Raw genomic sequence first — 17400 nt, 5'->3', positions numbered from 1 at the left:
TCCGCCTGTAAATAAAGTGCAAAAGCCCTGCCTCTGGACAAGATGCGGGGCTTTTTTAGGTCTATCGTTTTGCCCATCGACGCCAATTTCGGCAAGGGGCAGCGGGCATGCGTCAGCATTCGGTTATCCATACACCCAGAACCAGCGACTACGCGCAGTTGGCAAGGATCTGGGAGGCCTCGGTGCGGGCCACCCATGATTTCCTGCCGGACAGTTATATCGAGCTGCTGAAAAACCTGGTGCTGACCCGCTACCTGGACTCGGTGATGCTGATCTGCACCAAGGACTCGCGCCAGCGCATTACCGGGTTTGCCGGGGTGGCCGCAGGCAAGGTCGAGATGTTGTTTATCGACCCGCAATACCGTGGCCAGGGGCTGGGCCGGCAATTGCTGCGGTACGCGATCGAATGCATGAATGCCGATGAGCTGGACGTCAACGAACAGAACCCCCAGGCCCTGGGCTTTTACTTCAAACAAGGCTTCGAGGTGATCGGACGCACTGAGCATGATGGCCTGGGGCAGCCTTATCCGTTGCTGCATTTGCGTTTGCGCCAGGCGCCGCAGCAGGCGCGCCAGGGTTAAATGAAATGGAGCCGGGATTAACCGGCTCCAGGCAGGTACAATAGCCGCCCCCTTTTGCTACGGCCCTTGTCATGACTGACCCCATACGCCTCTCCAAACGCCTTATCGAACTGGTCGGTTGCTCCCGTCGGGAGGCTGAGCTGTTTATCGAAGGCGGCTGGGTCTCGGTGGACGGTGAAGTGATCGACGAGCCGCAGTTCAAGGTCACGACCCAAAAGGTCGAATTGGACCCTGAAGCCAAGGCCACCGCGCCGGAGCCGGTGACTATCCTGCTGCACGCGCCGGTTGGGGTGGATGCCGAGACGGCCATGGCCTCGATCAGCGCCGAAACGCTGTCCGAAGAGCACCGCTTCAGCAAGCGCCCGCTCAAGGGGCATTTCCTGCGCCTGACCGCCAGCGCCGACCTGCAAGCCAAGGCCAGCGGCCTGCTGGTGTTCACCCAGGACTGGAAGATACTGCGCAAGTTGACCGCCGATGCCGCCAAGATCGAGCAGGAATACGTGGTCGAGGTCGAGGGCGACATGGTTGCCCATGGCCTGAACCGCCTCAACCATGGCCTGACCTACAAAGGCAAAGAGCTGCCGGCGGTGAAAGCCAGCTGGCAGAACGAAAACCGCCTGCGCTTTGCGATGAAAAACCCGCAACCGGGCGTGATCGCCCTGTTCTGCGAAGCGGTTGGCTTGAAGGTCATCGCCATCCGCCGTATCCGCATCGGCGGCGTGTCCATCGGCAAGGTGCCGGTAGGTCAATGGCGTTATCTGTCCGGCAAAGAGAAGTTCTAAGCCACTCCCCCTTTCCAGGCGCCGCCCCACCCGGCGGCGCCCACTGTTGAAAACCAGGATTGCCCACCATGATTCACAATGACGTACTGCGCAGCGTGCGCTACATGCTCGACATCAGCGACAACAAGATGGTCGAGATCATCAAGCTCGGCGGCATGGACGTGACCAAGGAAGACCTGCTGACTTACCTCAAGAAAGACGAGGAAGAAGGCTTCGTGTTCTGCCCGGATGAGGTCATGGCGCATTTCCTCGATGGCCTGGTGATTTTCAAGCGTGGCAAGGACGAAAGCCGTCCGCCACAGCCGATCGAAACCCCGGTGACCAACAACATCATCCTCAAGAAACTGCGCGTGGCCTTCGAACTCAAGGAAGACGACATGCATGCCATCCTCAAGGCCGCCGAGTTCCCGGTGTCCAAGCCGGAGCTGAGCGCGCTGTTCCGCAAGGCCGGCCACACCAACTACCGTCCGTGCGGCGACCAGTTGCTGCGTAACTTCCTCAAGGGCCTGACGCTGCGGGTTCGCGCGTAAACCATGAGTTACCACGTCTCGCCCGTCGGCTTCGTGCGCTCCTGTTTCAAGGAGAAGTTCGCCATTCCGCGCCAGCCGCAACTGGCGCCTGCCGCACGGGGCGTGCTGGAGCTGGTCGCGCCGTTCGACCAGGGCGAGGCGGTGCAGGGCCTGGAGCAGGTCAGCCATGTTTGGCTGTTGTTTCTGTTCCACCAGGCCCTGGAAGACAAGCCACGCTTGAAAGTGCGCCCGCCGCGCCTGGGCGGCAACACGTCCATGGGCGTATTTGCCACCCGCGCCACCCATCGGCCCAATGGGATTGGCCAGTCGGTGGTGAAGCTGGACAAGGTGGAGCCGGGGCGACTATGGATTTCCGGGATTGATTTGCTCGATGGCACACCGGTGCTGGATATCAAGCCGTATGTGCCCTACGCCGACATCATCGACACGGCCAGCAACAGCATCGCCAGTGGTGCGCCGCAACTGATTCCGGTGCAATGGCTGAAGACGGCGCTGCAACAGGCACAAGGCCACGCCCAGCGCCTTGGGGAGCCGTTGGTGGAGTTGATCGATCAGTGCCTGGCGCAGGATCCACGGCCGGCGTACCAGACACCTGGGCCTGAGCGCGAATATGGAGCGCAGTTCTGGGATGTGGATGTGCGCTGGCACTATCCCGAGGCTGGGATGATTTGTGTGCTGGAAGTGGTGCCGGCTGGATAAACCGGAAACCCAATGTGGGAGGGGGCTTGCCCCCGATGGCAGTGGGTCTGTCGACATGTAAGTTGACTGAATCACCGTCATCGGGGGCAAGCCCCCTCCCACATTCAGATCTTCTGTGTTGCCCAGTCAGCACATGGCCTGACTGCTTTACTTCTCGACGAACGCGCGCTCGATCAGGTAATCACCCGGCTCACGCATGCGCGGCGAAACTTTCAGGCCGAAGCTGTTCAGCACTTCGCTGGTCTCGTCCAACATGCTTGGGCTGCCGCACAGCATGGCGCGGTCGTCCTCGGGGTTGATCGGTGGCAGGCCGATGTCACGGAACAGCTTGCCACTGCGCATCAGGTCGGTCAGGCGGCCTTCGTTCTCGAACGGCTCACGGGTCACGGTCGGGTAGTAGATCAACTTTTCACGCAGGGCTTCGCCGAAGAATTCGTTCTGCGGCAGGTGCTCGGTGATGAATTCGCGGTAGGCGACTTCGTTGACGTAACGCACGCCGTGGCACAGGATCACTTTTTCGAAACGCTCGTAGGTTTCCGGATCCTGGATCACGCTCATAAACGGCGCCAGGCCAGTACCGGTGCTGAGCAGGTACAGGTGTTTGCCCGGCTTCAGATCGTCAAGCACCAGGGTGCCTGTCGGTTTCTTGCTGATGATGATCTCGTCGCCTTCCTTCAAATGCTGCAATTGGGAAGTCAGCGGGCCATCCGGCACCTTGATGCTGAAGAATTCCAGATGCTCTTCCCAGTTCGGGCTGGCAATGGAATATGCGCGCATGAGCGGGCGGCCGTTGGGCTGTTGCAGGCCGATCATCACGAACTGACCGTTCTCGAAGCGCAGGCCCGGATCGCGGGTGCACTTGAAGCTGAACAGAGTGTCGTTCCAGTGATGAACACTGAGGACACGCTCGTGGTTCATGTTGCTCATGTACGGGGGACTCCTGGAAATGGGTCTGCGCCAAATGATAGGTGCGCAATTGCACAGCATTCTAATGGCGGCGACAATATCTGTTAACTGGATTATTAAGATAAGGGTTATCGGTTATATCGATATGCGATTTACTCTCCGTCAACTGCAAGTCTTCGTCGCCGTCGCCCAGCAGGAAAGCGTGTCCCGCGCTGCTGGTCTCCTGGCCTTATCTCAATCCGCCGCCAGCACTTCGATTACCGAGCTGGAGCGTCAATCCAGCTGCCAATTGTTCGACCGCGCCGGTAAACGCCTGAGCCTCAACGCCCTCGGGCACCAGCTGTTACCCCAGGCGGTGGCCCTGTTGGACCAGGCCAAGGAAATCGAGGACCTGCTCAACGGCAAGTCCGGTTTCGGCTCCCTGGCGGTCGGCGCAACCCTGACCATCGGCAATTACCTGGCCACCCTGCTGATCGGCAGCTTTATGCAGCAGCACCCCGAAAGCCAGGTGAAGCTGCATGTACAGAACACAGCCAATATCGTGCACCAGGTGGCCCACTATGAAATTGACCTGGGTCTAATCGAAGGCGATTGCAGCCACCCGGATATCGAGGTGCAAACCTGGGTAGAGGATGAACTGGTGGTGTTTTGCGCGCCGCAGCACCACCTGGCCAAACGCGGCATAGCGACCATGGAAGCGTTGACCCATGAAGCCTGGATCCTGCGGGAGCAAGGCTCAGGTACACGACTGACCTTCGACCAGGCCATGCGCCATCACCGCAGCGCGCTGAATATCCGCCTGGAGCTGGAACACACCGAGGCGATCAAGCGTGCAGTGGAGTCCGGGCTGGGGATTGGCTGTATTTCCCGATTGGCGCTGCGTGATGCCTTCCGCCGGGGCAGCCTGGTGCCCGTGGAAACCCCGGACCTGGACCTGGCCCGGCAGTTCTACTTCATCTGGCATAAACAGAAGTACCAGACCTCGGCCATGCGCGAGTTTCTCGAACTGTGCCGCGCCTTTACCGCCGGGGTACAGCGCAGCGACGAGATCGTGCTGCCGAGCATTGCCTGAGCCTTAGATCAGGATCACGGCCCACACCAGGGTGATCATGGTCAGAGCCACGAATTGCGCGGCGCTGCCCATGTCCTTGGCGTTTTTCGACAGGGGATGACGGTCCAGGGAAATGCGGTCGATCGCCGCCTCTACCGCCGAATTGAGCAATTCAACGATCAAGGCCAGCAGGCATACCGCAATCAGCAACGCACGCTCGACGCGGCTGACGTGCAGGAAGAAGCTCAGAGGGATCAGGATGACGTTCAACAACACCAACTGACGGAAAGCCGCCTCGCCGGTGAAAGCTGCGCGCAGGCCATCCAGGGAGTAGCCCCCTGCATTGAAGATACGTTTGATACCGGTTTGACCCTTGAAAGGCGACATAGATGTAGGCAACTGAACCAAAGGAGTGGGGAAACTAGATCAAGCAAAGTCAAAAAAGCGTGAAGCAATGACCGCTTAATGCTGCGAAATTGACTCAAGTTGTTGCAAGAGCAGTGCTGCCTGGGTACGCGTACGCACGCCCAGCTTGCGAAAGATGGCTGTCACGTGGGCCTTGATGGTCGCTTCCGACACGCTCAACTCGTAGGCGATCTGCTTGTTCAAGAGGCCTTCGCAGACCATGGTCAACACCCGGAACTGCTGGGGTGTCAGGCTGGCCAAGCCATCACGGGCGGCCTTGGCCTCGTCGGACACGTTGATTTCTTCAAACGCTTGCGGCGGCCAGGACACATCGCCCTCCAACACCGCGCGCACGGCACGCTGGATCGCTTCCATGGAACTGGACTTGGGAATGAAACCACTGGCGCCAAACTCCTTGGAGCGCACCACCACGTCGGCCTCTTCCTGGGCCGAGACCATCACCACCGGAATCTGCGGGTATTGCCCGCGCAGCAGCACCAACCCAGAGAAACCATAGGCGCCGGGCATGTTCAGGTCGAGCAGCACCAGGTCCCAGTCGGATTTTTCGGTGAGGCGGGTTTCCAGCTCGGCAATGCTGGCCACTTCGACCAGGCGGACATCGGGGCCCAGGCCCAGGGTTACCGCCTGATGCAATGCACTGCGAAACAGCGGGTGGTCATCGGCTATCAGGATTTCGTATGTGGCCATTGATTAAATGATCCTGTTTTTTATGGCAGCCCTGATGGGTTCAGGGTTCGCCAGTACACAAGGCGACGGCCAGGCAGCCATCGCCACAGGGCAGGCTCAACGTCAAAAACACCTGGAACGACGTTGAAAACTCACGGTTGCGCCCTGATCGGCGCCCAGCATGCCCAGCGCAGCCTGGGGGGTCAAGCACTACGCCCGTGGCATTTTAGCGAGTTGTGGGGCTGCAGTGCCATCATGCAAACGTCGTCTGGTTATACCGCCGGGATATAGGGTGCAAGACGAGTATGGACGATGTCTGCCAAGTCCAGCGGTAACTGGAACTTGGCGGCCAGGTAATGGGTGCTGAACACGTCGAGATAAGCATCCAGCACTTCGCTCGCGGCCTGGTCGGCGGCCAGCTCCAGGCACAGCGCGGCCACTTCGGCGGTGCAGAAGTGATCATCCCGCTTGGAACGCCGCAGTTTATAGCGCGACAGTTGCTCCGGGGCCAGGCTCAGGACAGGCAGATGCTCCAGATAGGGGCTTTTGCGAAACATCTTGCGCGCTTCGCTCCAAGTGCCGTCCAGCAGGATAAACAGCGGGCGCTTGCCCTCCCCTACGACGACTTCGCTGACCACTCGCTCAGGTGCGACAAATTCGCCAGGGAATACGATATACGGCTGCCATTGCGGATCTGCGAGCAAGATGAGCAGTTCAGGATCGACCTCGGTGCGCGACCAGGCAAATGCACGGGTGTCGTGGATGACATCAGCGATCAGCCAGCCTGTGTTGCTCGGTTTCATCGGTTCGACGTCGTGCATCAACAGGCACATCGCAGACCGGGCCTCGACCTGAGGCCGCCAGGCACACAGGCAGTATTGCGGGATCACCCGGCAGCCGGGGCAGCGCTCGGCGCGGGAGCCACGGTTGACAAAAGGCCTGACGGCCCGCGCCAGGCGTTGGGTGCGCAGGCGGGAGACGGCATGGCTCATTGGATGCGCCACACGGAAGAGGAAATCGACACTGGGGGAACTCGAGAAGGGCTTAAGTGGCCGCAGTTTACCAGAGCCCGTCGTACTTCCCATCGATACGCCTGGCTGTCATGGCAAGGGGTCCACTATAATTGCGCGCCACTGAACGCATAGCGCAGTGGCTGGTCTATGCACCAGTAACCGAATCAGGAGAGTTTCATGCTGCGTTCCATGCTGCGTCTTGTTGCCCCATCCGTCGCGCTCGCGTTGGTCCTGCCTGTGGGCGCCCAGGCAGCCTCGTTGCTGGAGGCGCAAATGAACAAGAAGCTGCAAAGCGTCGCGGCCGAAAGCAACAAGGAGCTGCCCCGGGAAATTGACGAAAAAACCCTGGAAGTGGCCTACACCGTTGAGGGGATGCAACTGATCGACCACCTCAGCGTGCTGCCTGATCGCGCCGAACAGATGCGCGCCAACCCCAAGGCAGTGTATTTCCAGCTGGGTCAGAGCGTATGCCTGAACAAGGGCTACCGCGAGCTGATGGCCAAGGGCGCGGTGATGCGCTACGAAATCACCGAGAACAAGACCAACCGTCCTGTGGCATCAGTGAAGTTCGTGGAAGCAGATTGCCCGGCACCGGCTGCGGCGAAAAAGAAAAAGTAATGTGGCTTGGCCCTCGCGCGCGGCTGTCCAGCGGCGCGCCGATTTCCCCGATTCCGTTTCCAGCGGCAGTCAAACTAGCGTGATGAGCGACCAATAAGCGGTTGCCAGCCAAGGGTTTTTCGGCCCATGATCAAGTCATCCCAGCAGCCCTTCTACAGCGGTCTTCACGCCGTCCTGTAACATTTTCAGGGCAAAAGAGGGTTGCCCTCCTGCAACTTGCAGTGCAAAGGTTTTTACATCACAAGGAACATACAGAGCCCGCTTTGCCGCTTGGCGAACATTGTTCATTGCCTTGGGCATGCAGCGACACATGCAGTGTCGTGGCGACGGACGAATATCTCGTCGTTGACCTGGCCTCTGTGAAGAAGGAGACGTTGAATGCCTTACGAACCGAATGACCGCCTGCTTCAGCATTTTGAAGCAAACGGAGCTGACCTCACACAGCAGGTCGACGCTCAACTCCAGCTGATTGCGCCTGACAGCCCTAACATCCCCCTTTATCGCGACATGATCCTGACCGTTCTGCGCATGGCCCAGGACGACAGTAGCCGCTGGAACGCCAAGATCACCTTGCAGGCGATCCGCGAGCTGGACCACGCTTTCCGTGTACTGGAGCAGTTCAAGGGCCGGCGCAAGGTCACGGTGTTCGGCTCGGCACGCACGCCTGTCGAGAGCCCGTTGTATGCCCTGGCCCGTGAAGTCGGTGCAGCGCTGGCCCGATCAGACTTGATGGTGATCACCGGTGGCGGCGGCGGCATCATGGCGGCGGCTCACGAAGGCGCAGGCCTGGAACATAGCCTTGGGTTCAACATCACCCTGCCATTTGAACAGCACGCCAACCCGACCATCGATGGTACCGAGAACCTGCTGTCCTTCCACTTTTTCTTCACCCGTAAGCTGTTCTTCGTCAAGGAAGCCGACGCGTTGGTGCTGTGCCCGGGCGGTTTCGGCACGCTGGATGAAGCGCTGGAAGTGCTGACGTTGATCCAGACCGGCAAAAGCCCACTGGTACCCGTGGTACTGCTGGACGCACCTGGAGGCGGTTTCTGGCAGGGCGCCCTGGACTTTATCCGCAATCAACTGGAAGCCAATCGCTATATCCTCCCCACTGACCTCAAGCTGATACGCCTGGTGTACAGCGCTGAAGAGGCCGTCGAAGAGATCAATCAGTTCTATGCCAACTTCCATTCCACACGCTGGTTGAAGCGTGAATTCGTGGTGCGCATGAATCACCCGCTCAGCGAGCGTGCGCTGGCTCATTTGCAGAACGAGTTCGCCAGCCTACGGTTGAGTGGAGAGTTCCAGCAGCTTGCCTATACCGGCGAGGAGCATGATGAACCGAGGTTCAGCCATTTGACGCGACTGGTGTTCAACTTCAACGGACGCGATCAGGGCCGGCTGCGGGAGTTGGTGGACTACATCAACTTGCCGGAGAACTGGGCGCAGTCCCAGGGGAAGACGCAACAGCGAGTAGCGCCGCAGCCGGCGTGAAATCCAGAAACGCGACGCAGAATCCAGAAACGCAAAAAGGCCCGGCTATTTTCATAGCGGGCCTTTTTTTGGGGCAGTTTTTGGTGGTTCAGGTTTAGATTGAGGGTGAGGCTATTGGGGCTGCTTCGCAGCCCAACGCGGGGCAAGCCCGCTCGCCACACAACAAGCCCATTCACCACACAGCAAGGTGCTCAGTCGTCCATGTCTCGACCACTGAGTAAGCGGCTGATCATTTCCATCGAAAAACCGCGATAACTCAAGAAGCGCCCCTGCTTCGCGCGTTCCCTGGCATCAATTGGAAGGTGACCGGCAAACTTGCGGCGCCAGGTGTCCTCCAGTTGCGACTGCCAACTGATACCGCACTCACGTAGGGCAATGTCTATATCGGCGCGCTGCAAACCGCGTTGGCTCAGCTCTTCGCGAATCCGCGCGGGGCCGTAGCCGGAACGGGCTCGGTAGGAGACAAAGCTTTCGAGGTAACGGGACTCCGACAGCAGCCCTTCTTCCGTCAAACGGTCAAGGGCGGTCTCGATCATCTCAGGCTCCGCGCCGCGCTGACGCAGTTTACGCGTCAGCTCGACTCGACCATGCTCGCGGCGAGCAAGCAGGTCCATTGCGGTGCGCCGAACGGCGACAAGTGTATCCAGTACAACAGTCATCGTTTGCTTCAGATGTCAGTGTCGACTTCTTCTACTTCTTCAACCGGCTCGCGATTGGCGGCCGCTTTCACGTCTGGCGTAGGGGTCAGCAGCTTGTCGCGAATCTGCTTCTCAAGGGTCGCCGCGATATCCGGGTTGTCTTGCAGGAACTTGGCCGAGTTGGCCTTGCCCTGGCCGATTTTGCTGCCGTTGTAGGCATACCAGGCACCGGACTTCTCGACAAAACCGTGCAGCACGCCCAGGTCGATCATCTCGCCGTTCAGGTAGATACCCTTGCCGTAGAGAATCTGGAACTCGGCCTGACGGAATGGCGGTGCGACTTTGTTTTTTACGACCTTGACGCGGGTTTCGCTACCAACGACCTCGTCACCTTCCTTCACCGCGCCCGTACGACGGATGTCCAGACGAACCGAAGCATAGAACTTCAGCGCGTTACCACCGGTGGTGGTTTCCGGGCTGCCGAACATGACGCCGATCTTCATCCGGATCTGGTTGATGAAGATCACCAGGCAGTTGGCATTCTTGATGTTACCGGTGATTTTACGCAGCGCCTGGGACATGAGGCGGGCTTGCAGGCCCACGTGCATATCACCCATTTCGCCTTCGATTTCAGCCTTCGGTACCAGGGCAGCCACGGAGTCGACCACGATCACGTCGATGGCGTTGGAGCGCACCAGCATGTCGGTGATTTCGAGGGCTTGCTCACCGGTGTCCGGTTGGGAAACCAGCAGGTCGTCAACGTTGACGCCCAGCTTGCCGGCATATTCAGGGTCAAGGGCGTGCTCGGCGTCGACGAACGCGCAAGTGGCGCCCATTTTTTGCGCCTGGGCAATCACCGACAGGGTCAGGGTGGTTTTACCGGAAGATTCAGGACCGTAGATTTCAACGATACGGCCTTTTGGCAGGCCGCCAATGCCGAGCGCGATGTCCAGACCCAGAGAGCCAGTGGAGATAGCCGGGATCGCCTGACGGTCATGATCGCCCATACGCATTACGGCACCCTTGCCGAATTGACGTTCGATCTGACCCAGGGCCGCAGCCAAGGCTTTCTTCTTGTTGTCGTCCATTAAAGTCCTCACGTAATCAATAAGGCCTGGCGGCCAACACCTGTATAAGTAGACAGTATTGTTCCACAAAGATCAGAGATCGCCTACCCCTGATTTTCTATTTCTGCTGCAGCTCGTCGCAACAAGCCCTCCAGCGCGGCCTTTACCGTTTGTCGGCGGACCTCGTCGCGGTTACCCGGGAAGTGCGCAAGCTCAGCGGTGACCTCGTCCCCGACGCCGAAGGCCAGCCACACCGTGCCCACCGGTTTTTCCGGCGAACCGCCATCGGGCCCCGCCACGCCACTGACCGCCACGGCAAAACGCGCCAGGCTTTTTTCCTGTGCGCCGCGGACCATCGCCTCCACCACTTCCTGGCTGACCGCGCCGACTTTGGCGAACAGCGCCTCAGGCACGTTCAACTGGCGGGTCTTTTGCCGGTTGGAATAGGTGACATAGCCAGCCTCGAACCACGCCGAACTCCCTGGAATCCGCGTAATAGCCTCGGCAATACCGCCACCGGTACAGGATTCAGCCGTGGTGACGTGGGCATTGAGCACCTGTAAACGGCGACCCAGTTCAGCGGCAAGTTGGGTGATTTCTTTCACGGTCGTCTCCTGGAGTGGGCGGGCGTTTGCCTACCCTACAGGAGCCTATCGACCATGCAAGTTGCAGCATGTATCCAGAGACTAACGCGCAACGGCACGCACATAGGCCTGGCAGGCACGCAAGGCGATCACGGCGTTATCACCGTCGTCGGTGATGGCGATAATTCGCTGAGCATGCGCCGGGTCAAGTCGGGCTCGCGGGGCTGCATGAACCACGCCGCCGGAGGCGGGGGTGGCGGGCATTGTACTGCCTCTGGCGGGGTCGCTGGCGTCGAGAAGGACTGACAACCGCACATCAGCAGTGGCCAGGCGGTCGCGCAGAGCTGCTTGAGTACGTTGGGCATCGCTTAACTCCCGAGTGTATTGTTGATCGCTGGCGCTGAGCTGTTGTTCCAACGCCTGCCGTTTGTCGTTCTCCGCCTGTTGTTGACGCAAAGCCACTAGATGCTGCTGGCTCAACGCCCGCGCCTGGGCAGACGCCTCGCGCTCAAGCTGCGCACCATAGCGCCAGGCCTGCACCTGCCAAGTCAGCGCGATCAACAGGCAAGCGCCGATCAGCCGGCAAACCGTCAGGTAACGCATAAGACCGCCTTCGCCCGCGCCCATAGCTGCAAGCGGTTTTCCAGCCCATTGAGCCCACCGTTTATGCGCCGGGTGATAGTGGTGAACTGGTCCTTGTCGGCCAGCTCATTCAGGCCGTTGCTCTGCCAGAACCAGGCGGCCGACTCGGCAGCCCATTGCGGTTGCTCCAGCAGTTGCGGTTGACGCAACAAACGATCATCGCCAAACAAGGCCTGGCTACAGGCCAGGTAATTGCGCCGGCCGGTAATTTGGATCAGCCCCCTGCCCCGGTACAGCTGACCATCGCCATCCGCTTCGAGGCTATTGCCCAGGCGTACGGCCAGGCCGCCGGTATCGTATTTGCTCAGGTATTGATCGCTGCCCAGTTCACGGACGTAACGCAGCTCGCCGGATTCGTGGCCGATCTGAGCGAGGAAGGCGGCGATGCGCTTCGCACGGTCAATCTCGAAGCGAACGAAAGCCGCATTCAAGGGCGTTAAAAAAACGCCCGCTCTCAGGCGGGCATCCGGCATAACGCCAAGCAGCTGGGGGAGTGTTATCACCATTGGTTTTACTCTCGAAAAGTCTCTATATCGACAACCCACCCGCCGTGATCGAACTGCGGTATCCCGTCGCCGGATCGCCGACATGCACCACCTGCTTTATCGACCATCGTCCCTGCATATAAGACGGCCAGCTCTCATCCAGCACCAACAGCCCTTCCGCGGCCAACAATGGATTGCCCGGGCAATCGATCACCAACTTCAAATTTTCACGCCCCACACGGCGTAGTTCGCCTTCGGCAACGGCGCGGGCTTCGGCTTCGTTCTGGTAGCGTTGGCGCAAGGTTTTGAACGGAGCATTCCCCACCTGAACCACACGCTGCCTGCCGGCGGCGGCATCCCACCAACTGGCGCGGCAACCTTCGTATTTCGAGCGGGATTTTTCGTCGAGTTTGGCGGTGATAAAGCTCTGTTCACCGGGGCGGTTATCCTCAGTCACCGACAGCTTCACTTCCGGCAGCAACTGGCCGGAGAGCGACTTGGCTCGGCCGGCTTCGGCCAACACATATAGCTCGTTAAACGGTTTGGTGACCGCACTATAGAGGCGGGCAAGGCGCGAAATGAACGCCATGTCACTTTCGTTGGACTGGTCGATGTGCGCGATCGCAATCCCCTCCAGCGCGGGCGCAACTCGCGGTGAATAGCCGTGACGACTGACCAGTTGGCGAAACAGCGCGCCAAGGGTTGTCGGGCCGTAACTGGCGGATCGACGCTGACGGTAACCCGTTGCATCGACCACGCTGAAGGGCGCTGCCGTGGCCACGATCATCAAGCGCATTGGAAACAGCACCGGGGTGCGTTGGGTGACAACAAACTCGCCCTTCTCCACCAACCCCGATTCCAGGTAACCGACACGCAAGCCGATCTTGCCGTTCAGAGTGGGCAGGCCGTCCAAGCCCTCGATATTGAGGGTCAGCTCCAGCCGGTCAGTCTCAATGCCCGCCGCGTCGGTGTGGCTCCAACGCATCAAGCGCTGATTGAGCAGCGCCGCATTGGCGCCATAAAACTCCACGATAGGCGTAAATCCCTGTGCCATGCAGCCTCCTTAATCCCAGGCCAAAACGGGGCGAACCGCCACCGGCCGCGCGTGCATTTCAGGCACGATCACCCACACGCCGGCCGGTAGCACCGGGCCATATTCGGCAAGCTCGGGGTTCAGGCGCCAAAGGGTTTCTTCCGCCGCGTCATCGCAACGACCCAATTCCCGATAAAGCAACAGGTTGACCGAATCACCGGCGATACTTCGCACTCTACGCATTGACGAATTCCTCCAATTCCAGCGTCCAGGCCATGACCATGGCGGTGCCGTCATCAATCACATTGCTCTGCGTTTCCACGATCGAATTGATCCGCCACAAGCCCCAGTTACGGCCGATGCCATCAACCAGGGGCAACGGCGCCCGCGCATTTTGCAGCGCGCGCAATTCGTCCAGGCGCTGCATGCCTACGCCGTACATGGCCGTGCCGCTGAATGTGAGTTTTTCCAGTTTCTGACCGCTCTGCCGCGACTGCGACTTGCTGGCAATAATAGCCAGGTCACTCCAGCCACCGTCGCTGTTACGGACCAACGAGGAATAGGCAAATCCTCGAGACAAACCGAAAATAAAGTCGCCGAGCACCATTTGTTGTCGCATCAATCACCTCCAGGAGAATCGGCCAGTGCTGCATTGCGTCGGATGCCGAGGGCGTCGCTGAACATCGGCAGACACTGAAACTGCAGCGCCTGGATCACCTGGTTGACGACCTGCTGGGCATCGGCGGGGTTGACACCGGTGATCTGGATACTCGGGGCGAGGGTCACTTGCACGTTGTCCGTGCGCGCACTGCTGAGTTCCTTACTCACCGCACCGGGTGTTGGCAGGCGATCACTTGACCCGAACAATTTGTCTCCGATCCAAGCGCCTGCCTCGCTGCCCAGCAGGCCGCCGATTGCGCCGCCGACAGCGGTGCCAACGCCGGGGAAAACCATCGTGCCAATGGCCGCACCTGCGGAGGCGCCGGCCCAGGCGCCACCGGCGGTGCTCAGGCCTGAGCCGATGGCATGTGCATCGCCGTTGCGTACACCTTGGATCACGTCCAGGGAGGCTTCGGCGACCCTAAATGGCCCAAGCCGCCGGATGCCGAGGGATTCGAATTTGCCAAGGGCATCGGTCAAGGCCCCCGAGGGCAGGTTGGCCGCGGACGCTGGCGGGTTAGCCATGGCAAAAGCCGGATAGTTTTGTGAGGGCGCGCCCGAATGAAAACCCATTGACGAGCCGCCCAAAGCCTGGCCGGGTTGCTCGAACAGGCGACGTAATCCTGTATTACGCCCGCTGATGTTTTTGCGCCCTTTGAACACCTTGCCAAGGGAACCTGCGACAAAATCAATGGCTTTTTCGGCGAGCTTGCTTTTGAACGCGTCCCACAATTCGTCTCCAGACTCCTTGATCGCGCTCATCACAAGACCATCGGCGGGCTCCTTCGCCTTCTCTTCCGGCGCGCTCGCGGTGACGTCGGCCTGCTTGGGCGCCAGGGAATTTCCATTGATGAACAATGTGCTGTTGAGCGCCTCCAACGCCTCACGCAGCCGCACCTGCTCCTGGGTCAATGCGTTGATATCCACACTGAGTGTGACCAACGCAGAGCGCAGCTCCAACGGCGGCTGCGCTGCGGCATCCAGGCTCACGGGCGCCACAGCGCTTGTGGAAAACGGTGCAAGCACATTGCCTAGATCGGCGTCGCCGATCATCCAGCGGTAGTCTTCCTGGGCGAGCTTGATCCCATATTTAGTCTCTTGCATCCCGCTCTACTCCTGTTTAACGCCAAGGCGAGTGATCGCAATGTCGTAGCGGCGCAATGCTTTGGCGGCGTCCCACTCCAGGATCTCCGCTTCATTGACCGAGTACACCAGCGGCACCACATCGAGGATCACGTCGATGTCGCGTTGCGAAAGAAGGCCGCCGGTTGATTTAAAAAATCGTCGATGCGCTCCTGCAATTCGGTCCAATCGGGCACGGTCAGGCCGGCAAGGTCAGGGATCATCAGGCCGGTGCAGTGAGCGGTGATGAACTCGGCGCGCTCTTTGTTGGTGGCGAGTTTTTTCATCACCTTGGTGGCGCGCAGCGCAGGCATTTCCAGAGGCAACTCGGTCAGGGTGCGACCGGCGGCCTCGAAAGGCAGCAGCAAGTGGACAGGCTCGTCGTGGCTTACTTCCCGGCGCTCATCCAGAAAGAACGACGCAGGGCGCGTCGACATTTCGTGTACGTACTGAGCGATGCTGACGTAGTCCGGGCGCTTGAGTTGGTCGAGCTCTTTTTCCGACAGGCCGGTGGCGAGTTTCGCCAGTTCGAAAAACTGGTCGTCCTCGTCGTCACCGGCCCGGGCCAGCGCTTCTTTTTGCGCAGCGTAGAACAGCGGCTTGAGTTGAATCTTGTCGATCACCGCGCCGGTATCGGTGGTGATCGGGGACAGCAGCAGGTGCAGCGGTGGCATCCAGGCCATGGGGCTCTTCCTTGGTGAAATAGGGGGCGAGCACTCCCGCCCCCAAGGGTTAAGGCATCAGCACAGCACGGCGCGCATCACCGAGAATGTCGACGCCGTTGAGCACGAACTTCTGGGTGCGCACATCGATGTCGATCACCGGAATGCCGTTTTCCAAGCGGTTGTAGGTGCGGCAGGACAGCTCCAGGGTGGTGGTGGGCTTGTCGCCCATCTTCAGCTTCGCCTCGGCCAGGGATTTGAGCTTGCCGCCGACGGTGTGATAGGTGAAGTAGGTCTTGCCGTCCTGGTCCTGGCCGGCTTCGCGCACGTTCAGCAGGATGTCGTCACCCAGGCGCACGCCCAGGGCCAGCATGACTTCCGGGCCGGCGCCTTGCAGCACCAGCGTGGCGCCGAGCACCTTGCCGCTCTTGGCCATTTCCTCGGCGATAAAGCGCCCGCCGGACATGGGCTCCATGTCGAACTCGATCTTCGGCGGAGTGAACTCCTCCACCGTCGCGGACAACGGCAGGCCTTGAAGGGTGGCCGCGATGGCCTGTCTGACTCGGTTGGTAAACATTAGAGAACGTCCTCCAGGAACTGCTCGATGATTTCATCGCGAGCGTTGAGTTGATAAACCATGTGCTCGTTTGGCGCATAACGGCCGTAGTCGATGACGATGAACCAGGTGCCGTTCTTGTACTTCTCGACACTGTTCAATTCCGGGTGCAGGTACACACTGCCGCCGGGGATGGTTTCGTCGGCGACCAGGGTTTGCAGCCAGTCGTTGATGCGCTTGACCTCCTGGTCCATGAAGGACTTGGTGAGGTTCTTGGCCATGGCTTTCTGACCGGCCTTGACCAGCTTGCGGCTGATCGCATCTTCCAGGCCGACGTAGCTGATGAACTTGCCGGTGATGGAGCGGTTACCCAGCAGCGAAAAACCGCCCAGGATGGTGCGGGCGTAGTAGCTCACGCCGTAGCGGTTGAGCAGGTCGCCTTCGGTGGAGGTGTCGAGGATGTTGTACTCGACCACGCGGGAAACGTCCTCAGCGAACGTCACCTGGTTGCCTGGGCTTTCCCATTGCTTGACCTTGGCCAACGCCGCAATGGCCAGGGACGACGGCGATAGGAACACATTCTTCTTCGCCGCCTTGGAGTACACCGACGGCATGTTGTGCACCAGCAGGCAACGGTCGAAACCGAGGTCGGCACCGCCCAGTTCGCCGCTGTAGGTCACCTGGTCGGCCACCGAGGCGTCCTTGCCATCCAGCACCACGCGGGCCTTGATGCGCTTGCCGAACGCGGCGAACTCACCGGCCACCGCCTTGGTGCCGGTGAAGCCTGGGGCGCCGATGATGGTCAAGTCTTCCGGCACGCTGGCCAGTGCCGCCAGGCCCAACTTGCGACCGGTGACCGGTTCGTTGCCGCCGATCACATTGTTGACGGTATCGGCCGGGGTCGCGCCCTCCTCCACGATCACTACATAGACCGGCACCTTCACCACTTTGAGGATCTGGTACACGGCATGGAACAGCGTGCCGGTCTCGGCACCGGTCGGGTCCAGCAGCGCCTGGGTGGTGAAGCTGTTGATGCGAAACGGCGCGTTTTTCGGGATCGACGCATGGGCATTCGGCGCGGTGCCGACCAGGCCGATTACGTTGTCACCCAGGCCACCCATGGCCTCGGGGGATTCAGTGGCATTCACGGTGATGCCGTTGTGCTCGAAGTTCAAAACCTCAGCCATG

25 protein-coding genes are annotated in these 17400 nt (G+C 60.0%); 7 read left to right on the top strand and 18 right to left on the bottom strand.

What is annotated here, in order from left to right; genetic code table 11:
- Positions 1–107 precede the first annotated feature (107 nt).
- From P2T68_RS07560 to tsaA, 4 genes are all read left to right on the top strand, one after another.
- Positions 108–581, top strand: coding sequence for a GNAT family N-acetyltransferase (locus tag P2T68_RS07560; protein WP_069075372.1), 474 nt, complete (start codon positions 108–110; stop codon positions 579–581).
- 71 nt (positions 582–652) lie between these two features.
- The gene (locus P2T68_RS07555) at positions 653–1363 is read left to right on the top strand and encodes an rRNA pseudouridine synthase (protein ID WP_053254683.1); all 711 of its coding nucleotides are present in this window, start codon (positions 653–655) and stop codon (positions 1361–1363) included.
- Positions 1364–1431: 68 nt separating this feature from the next.
- Complete coding sequence (locus P2T68_RS07550) at positions 1432–1893, top strand: DUF1456 family protein (RefSeq protein ID WP_024073762.1); 462 nt, start codon at positions 1432–1434, stop codon at positions 1891–1893.
- A gap of 3 nt (positions 1894–1896) precedes the next feature.
- Positions 1897–2592: a tRNA (N6-threonylcarbamoyladenosine(37)-N6)-methyltransferase TrmO gene (tsaA, locus tag P2T68_RS07545; RefSeq protein ID WP_168232384.1), complete on the top strand. Its 696-nt coding sequence runs from the start codon at positions 1897–1899 to the stop codon at positions 2590–2592.
- A gap of 147 nt (positions 2593–2739) precedes the next feature.
- Here tsaA and fpr read toward each other — a convergent pair whose 3' ends face one another.
- A complete protein-coding gene (fpr, locus tag P2T68_RS07540; protein WP_024073760.1) occupies positions 2740–3519 on the bottom strand; it encodes a ferredoxin-NADP reductase in 780 nt (259 codons plus the stop codon).
- Between the two features lie 124 nt (positions 3520–3643).
- On the opposite strand from fpr, the gene P2T68_RS07535 reads away from it, so the two are divergent.
- Entirely contained in the window at positions 3644–4570 is a 927-nt protein-coding gene (locus tag P2T68_RS07535) for a LysR family transcriptional regulator (protein WP_024073759.1), read from the top strand.
- Between the two features lie 3 nt (positions 4571–4573).
- On the opposite strand, the gene P2T68_RS07530 is transcribed toward P2T68_RS07535, so the two are convergent.
- The 3 genes from P2T68_RS07530 to P2T68_RS07520 all read right to left on the bottom strand — a co-directional run bounded on the left by P2T68_RS07530 (position 4574) and on the right by P2T68_RS07520 (position 6633).
- The gene (locus P2T68_RS07530) at positions 4574–4936 is read right to left on the bottom strand and encodes a diacylglycerol kinase (RefSeq protein WP_017137081.1); all 363 of its coding nucleotides are present in this window, start codon (positions 4934–4936) and stop codon (positions 4574–4576) included.
- A gap of 75 nt (positions 4937–5011) precedes the next feature.
- The gene (erdR, locus tag P2T68_RS07525; RefSeq protein WP_024073758.1) at positions 5012–5662 is read right to left on the bottom strand and encodes a response regulator transcription factor ErdR; all 651 of its coding nucleotides are present in this window, start codon (positions 5660–5662) and stop codon (positions 5012–5014) included.
- Between the two features lie 251 nt (positions 5663–5913).
- Positions 5914–6633 (bottom strand): tRNA-uridine aminocarboxypropyltransferase, encoded by a 720-nt coding sequence (locus tag P2T68_RS07520; protein WP_168232385.1) that lies wholly within the window; start codon positions 6631–6633, stop codon positions 5914–5916.
- A gap of 198 nt (positions 6634–6831) precedes the next feature.
- On the opposite strand from P2T68_RS07520, the gene P2T68_RS07515 reads away from it, so the two are divergent.
- Positions 6832–7272, top strand: a complete 441-nt coding sequence (locus tag P2T68_RS07515; RefSeq protein ID WP_024073755.1) for a PA3611 family quorum-sensing-regulated virulence factor — start codon at positions 6832–6834, stop codon at positions 7270–7272.
- 135 nt (positions 7273–7407) lie between these two features.
- On the opposite strand, the gene P2T68_RS07510 is transcribed toward P2T68_RS07515, so the two are convergent.
- Positions 7408–7572 carry a hypothetical protein gene (locus P2T68_RS07510; protein ID WP_155766381.1) on the bottom strand — a complete coding sequence of 55 codons (165 nt, stop codon included), beginning with the start codon at positions 7570–7572 and terminating at the stop codon, positions 7408–7410.
- Positions 7573–7650: 78 nt separating this feature from the next.
- On the opposite strand from P2T68_RS07510, the gene P2T68_RS07505 reads away from it, so the two are divergent.
- Positions 7651–8763, top strand: a complete 1113-nt coding sequence (locus P2T68_RS07505; protein WP_024073754.1) for a TIGR00730 family Rossman fold protein — start codon at positions 7651–7653, stop codon at positions 8761–8763.
- Between the two features lie 191 nt (positions 8764–8954).
- Here P2T68_RS07505 and recX read toward each other — a convergent pair whose 3' ends face one another.
- The 13 genes from recX to P2T68_RS07440 all read right to left on the bottom strand — a co-directional run bounded on the left by recX (position 8955) and on the right by P2T68_RS07440 (position 17399).
- On the bottom strand, positions 8955–9422 hold the full coding sequence (recX, locus tag P2T68_RS07500; protein WP_024073753.1) for a recombination regulator RecX: 468 nt from the start codon (positions 9420–9422) through the stop codon (positions 8955–8957).
- 8 nt (positions 9423–9430) lie between these two features.
- Positions 9431–10489, bottom strand: a complete 1059-nt coding sequence (gene recA, locus P2T68_RS07495; RefSeq protein ID WP_024073752.1) for a recombinase RecA — start codon at positions 10487–10489, stop codon at positions 9431–9433.
- 83 nt (positions 10490–10572) lie between these two features.
- Entirely contained in the window at positions 10573–11073 is a 501-nt protein-coding gene (locus tag P2T68_RS07490; protein ID WP_024073751.1) for a nicotinamide-nucleotide amidohydrolase family protein, read from the bottom strand.
- 81 nt (positions 11074–11154) lie between these two features.
- The gene (locus P2T68_RS07485) at positions 11155–11655 is read right to left on the bottom strand and encodes a lysis system i-spanin subunit Rz (RefSeq protein ID WP_277379207.1); all 501 of its coding nucleotides are present in this window, start codon (positions 11653–11655) and stop codon (positions 11155–11157) included.
- Positions 11643–12200: a glycoside hydrolase family 19 protein gene (locus P2T68_RS07480; protein WP_102624413.1), complete on the bottom strand. Its 558-nt coding sequence runs from the start codon at positions 12198–12200 to the stop codon at positions 11643–11645. Before P2T68_RS07480 ends, P2T68_RS07485 begins: the two co-directional genes overlap by 13 nt.
- Positions 12201–12222: 22 nt before the next feature.
- Entirely contained in the window at positions 12223–13233 is a 1011-nt protein-coding gene (locus P2T68_RS07475; RefSeq protein WP_069075368.1) for a contractile injection system protein, VgrG/Pvc8 family, read from the bottom strand.
- 9 nt (positions 13234–13242) lie between these two features.
- The gene (locus P2T68_RS07470) at positions 13243–13455 is read right to left on the bottom strand and encodes a tail protein X (protein WP_024073747.1); all 213 of its coding nucleotides are present in this window, start codon (positions 13453–13455) and stop codon (positions 13243–13245) included.
- Entirely contained in the window at positions 13448–13831 is a 384-nt protein-coding gene (locus tag P2T68_RS07465) for a phage tail protein (protein ID WP_024073746.1), read from the bottom strand. The genes P2T68_RS07470 and P2T68_RS07465 overlap by 8 nt, the downstream gene beginning before the upstream one ends.
- Entirely contained in the window at positions 13831–14925 is a 1095-nt protein-coding gene (locus P2T68_RS07460; protein ID WP_346772496.1) for a hypothetical protein, read from the bottom strand. Before P2T68_RS07460 ends, P2T68_RS07465 begins: the two co-directional genes overlap by 1 nt.
- 57 nt (positions 14926–14982) lie before the next feature.
- Complete coding sequence (locus tag P2T68_RS07455; protein WP_024073744.1) at positions 14983–15108, bottom strand: hypothetical protein; 126 nt, start codon at positions 15106–15108, stop codon at positions 14983–14985.
- Positions 15105–15677: a phage tail assembly protein gene (locus tag P2T68_RS07450; protein WP_277379205.1), complete on the bottom strand. Its 573-nt coding sequence runs from the start codon at positions 15675–15677 to the stop codon at positions 15105–15107. Before P2T68_RS07450 ends, P2T68_RS07455 begins: the two co-directional genes overlap by 4 nt.
- A 49-nt stretch (positions 15678–15726) precedes the next feature.
- Positions 15727–16233: a phage major tail tube protein gene (locus P2T68_RS07445; protein WP_024073742.1), complete on the bottom strand. Its 507-nt coding sequence runs from the start codon at positions 16231–16233 to the stop codon at positions 15727–15729.
- Positions 16233–17399, bottom strand: a complete 1167-nt coding sequence (locus P2T68_RS07440; RefSeq protein ID WP_102624416.1) for a phage tail protein — start codon at positions 17397–17399, stop codon at positions 16233–16235. Before P2T68_RS07440 ends, P2T68_RS07445 begins: the two co-directional genes overlap by 1 nt.
- Position 17400 lies beyond the last annotated feature (1 nt).

It is taken from the genome of Pseudomonas sp. G11 (assembly GCF_029457515.1).
GTDB lineage: Bacteria > Pseudomonadota > Gammaproteobacteria > Pseudomonadales > Pseudomonadaceae > Aquipseudomonas > Aquipseudomonas gorinensis.
This window is presented reverse-complemented; position numbering and strand designations above follow the sequence as displayed.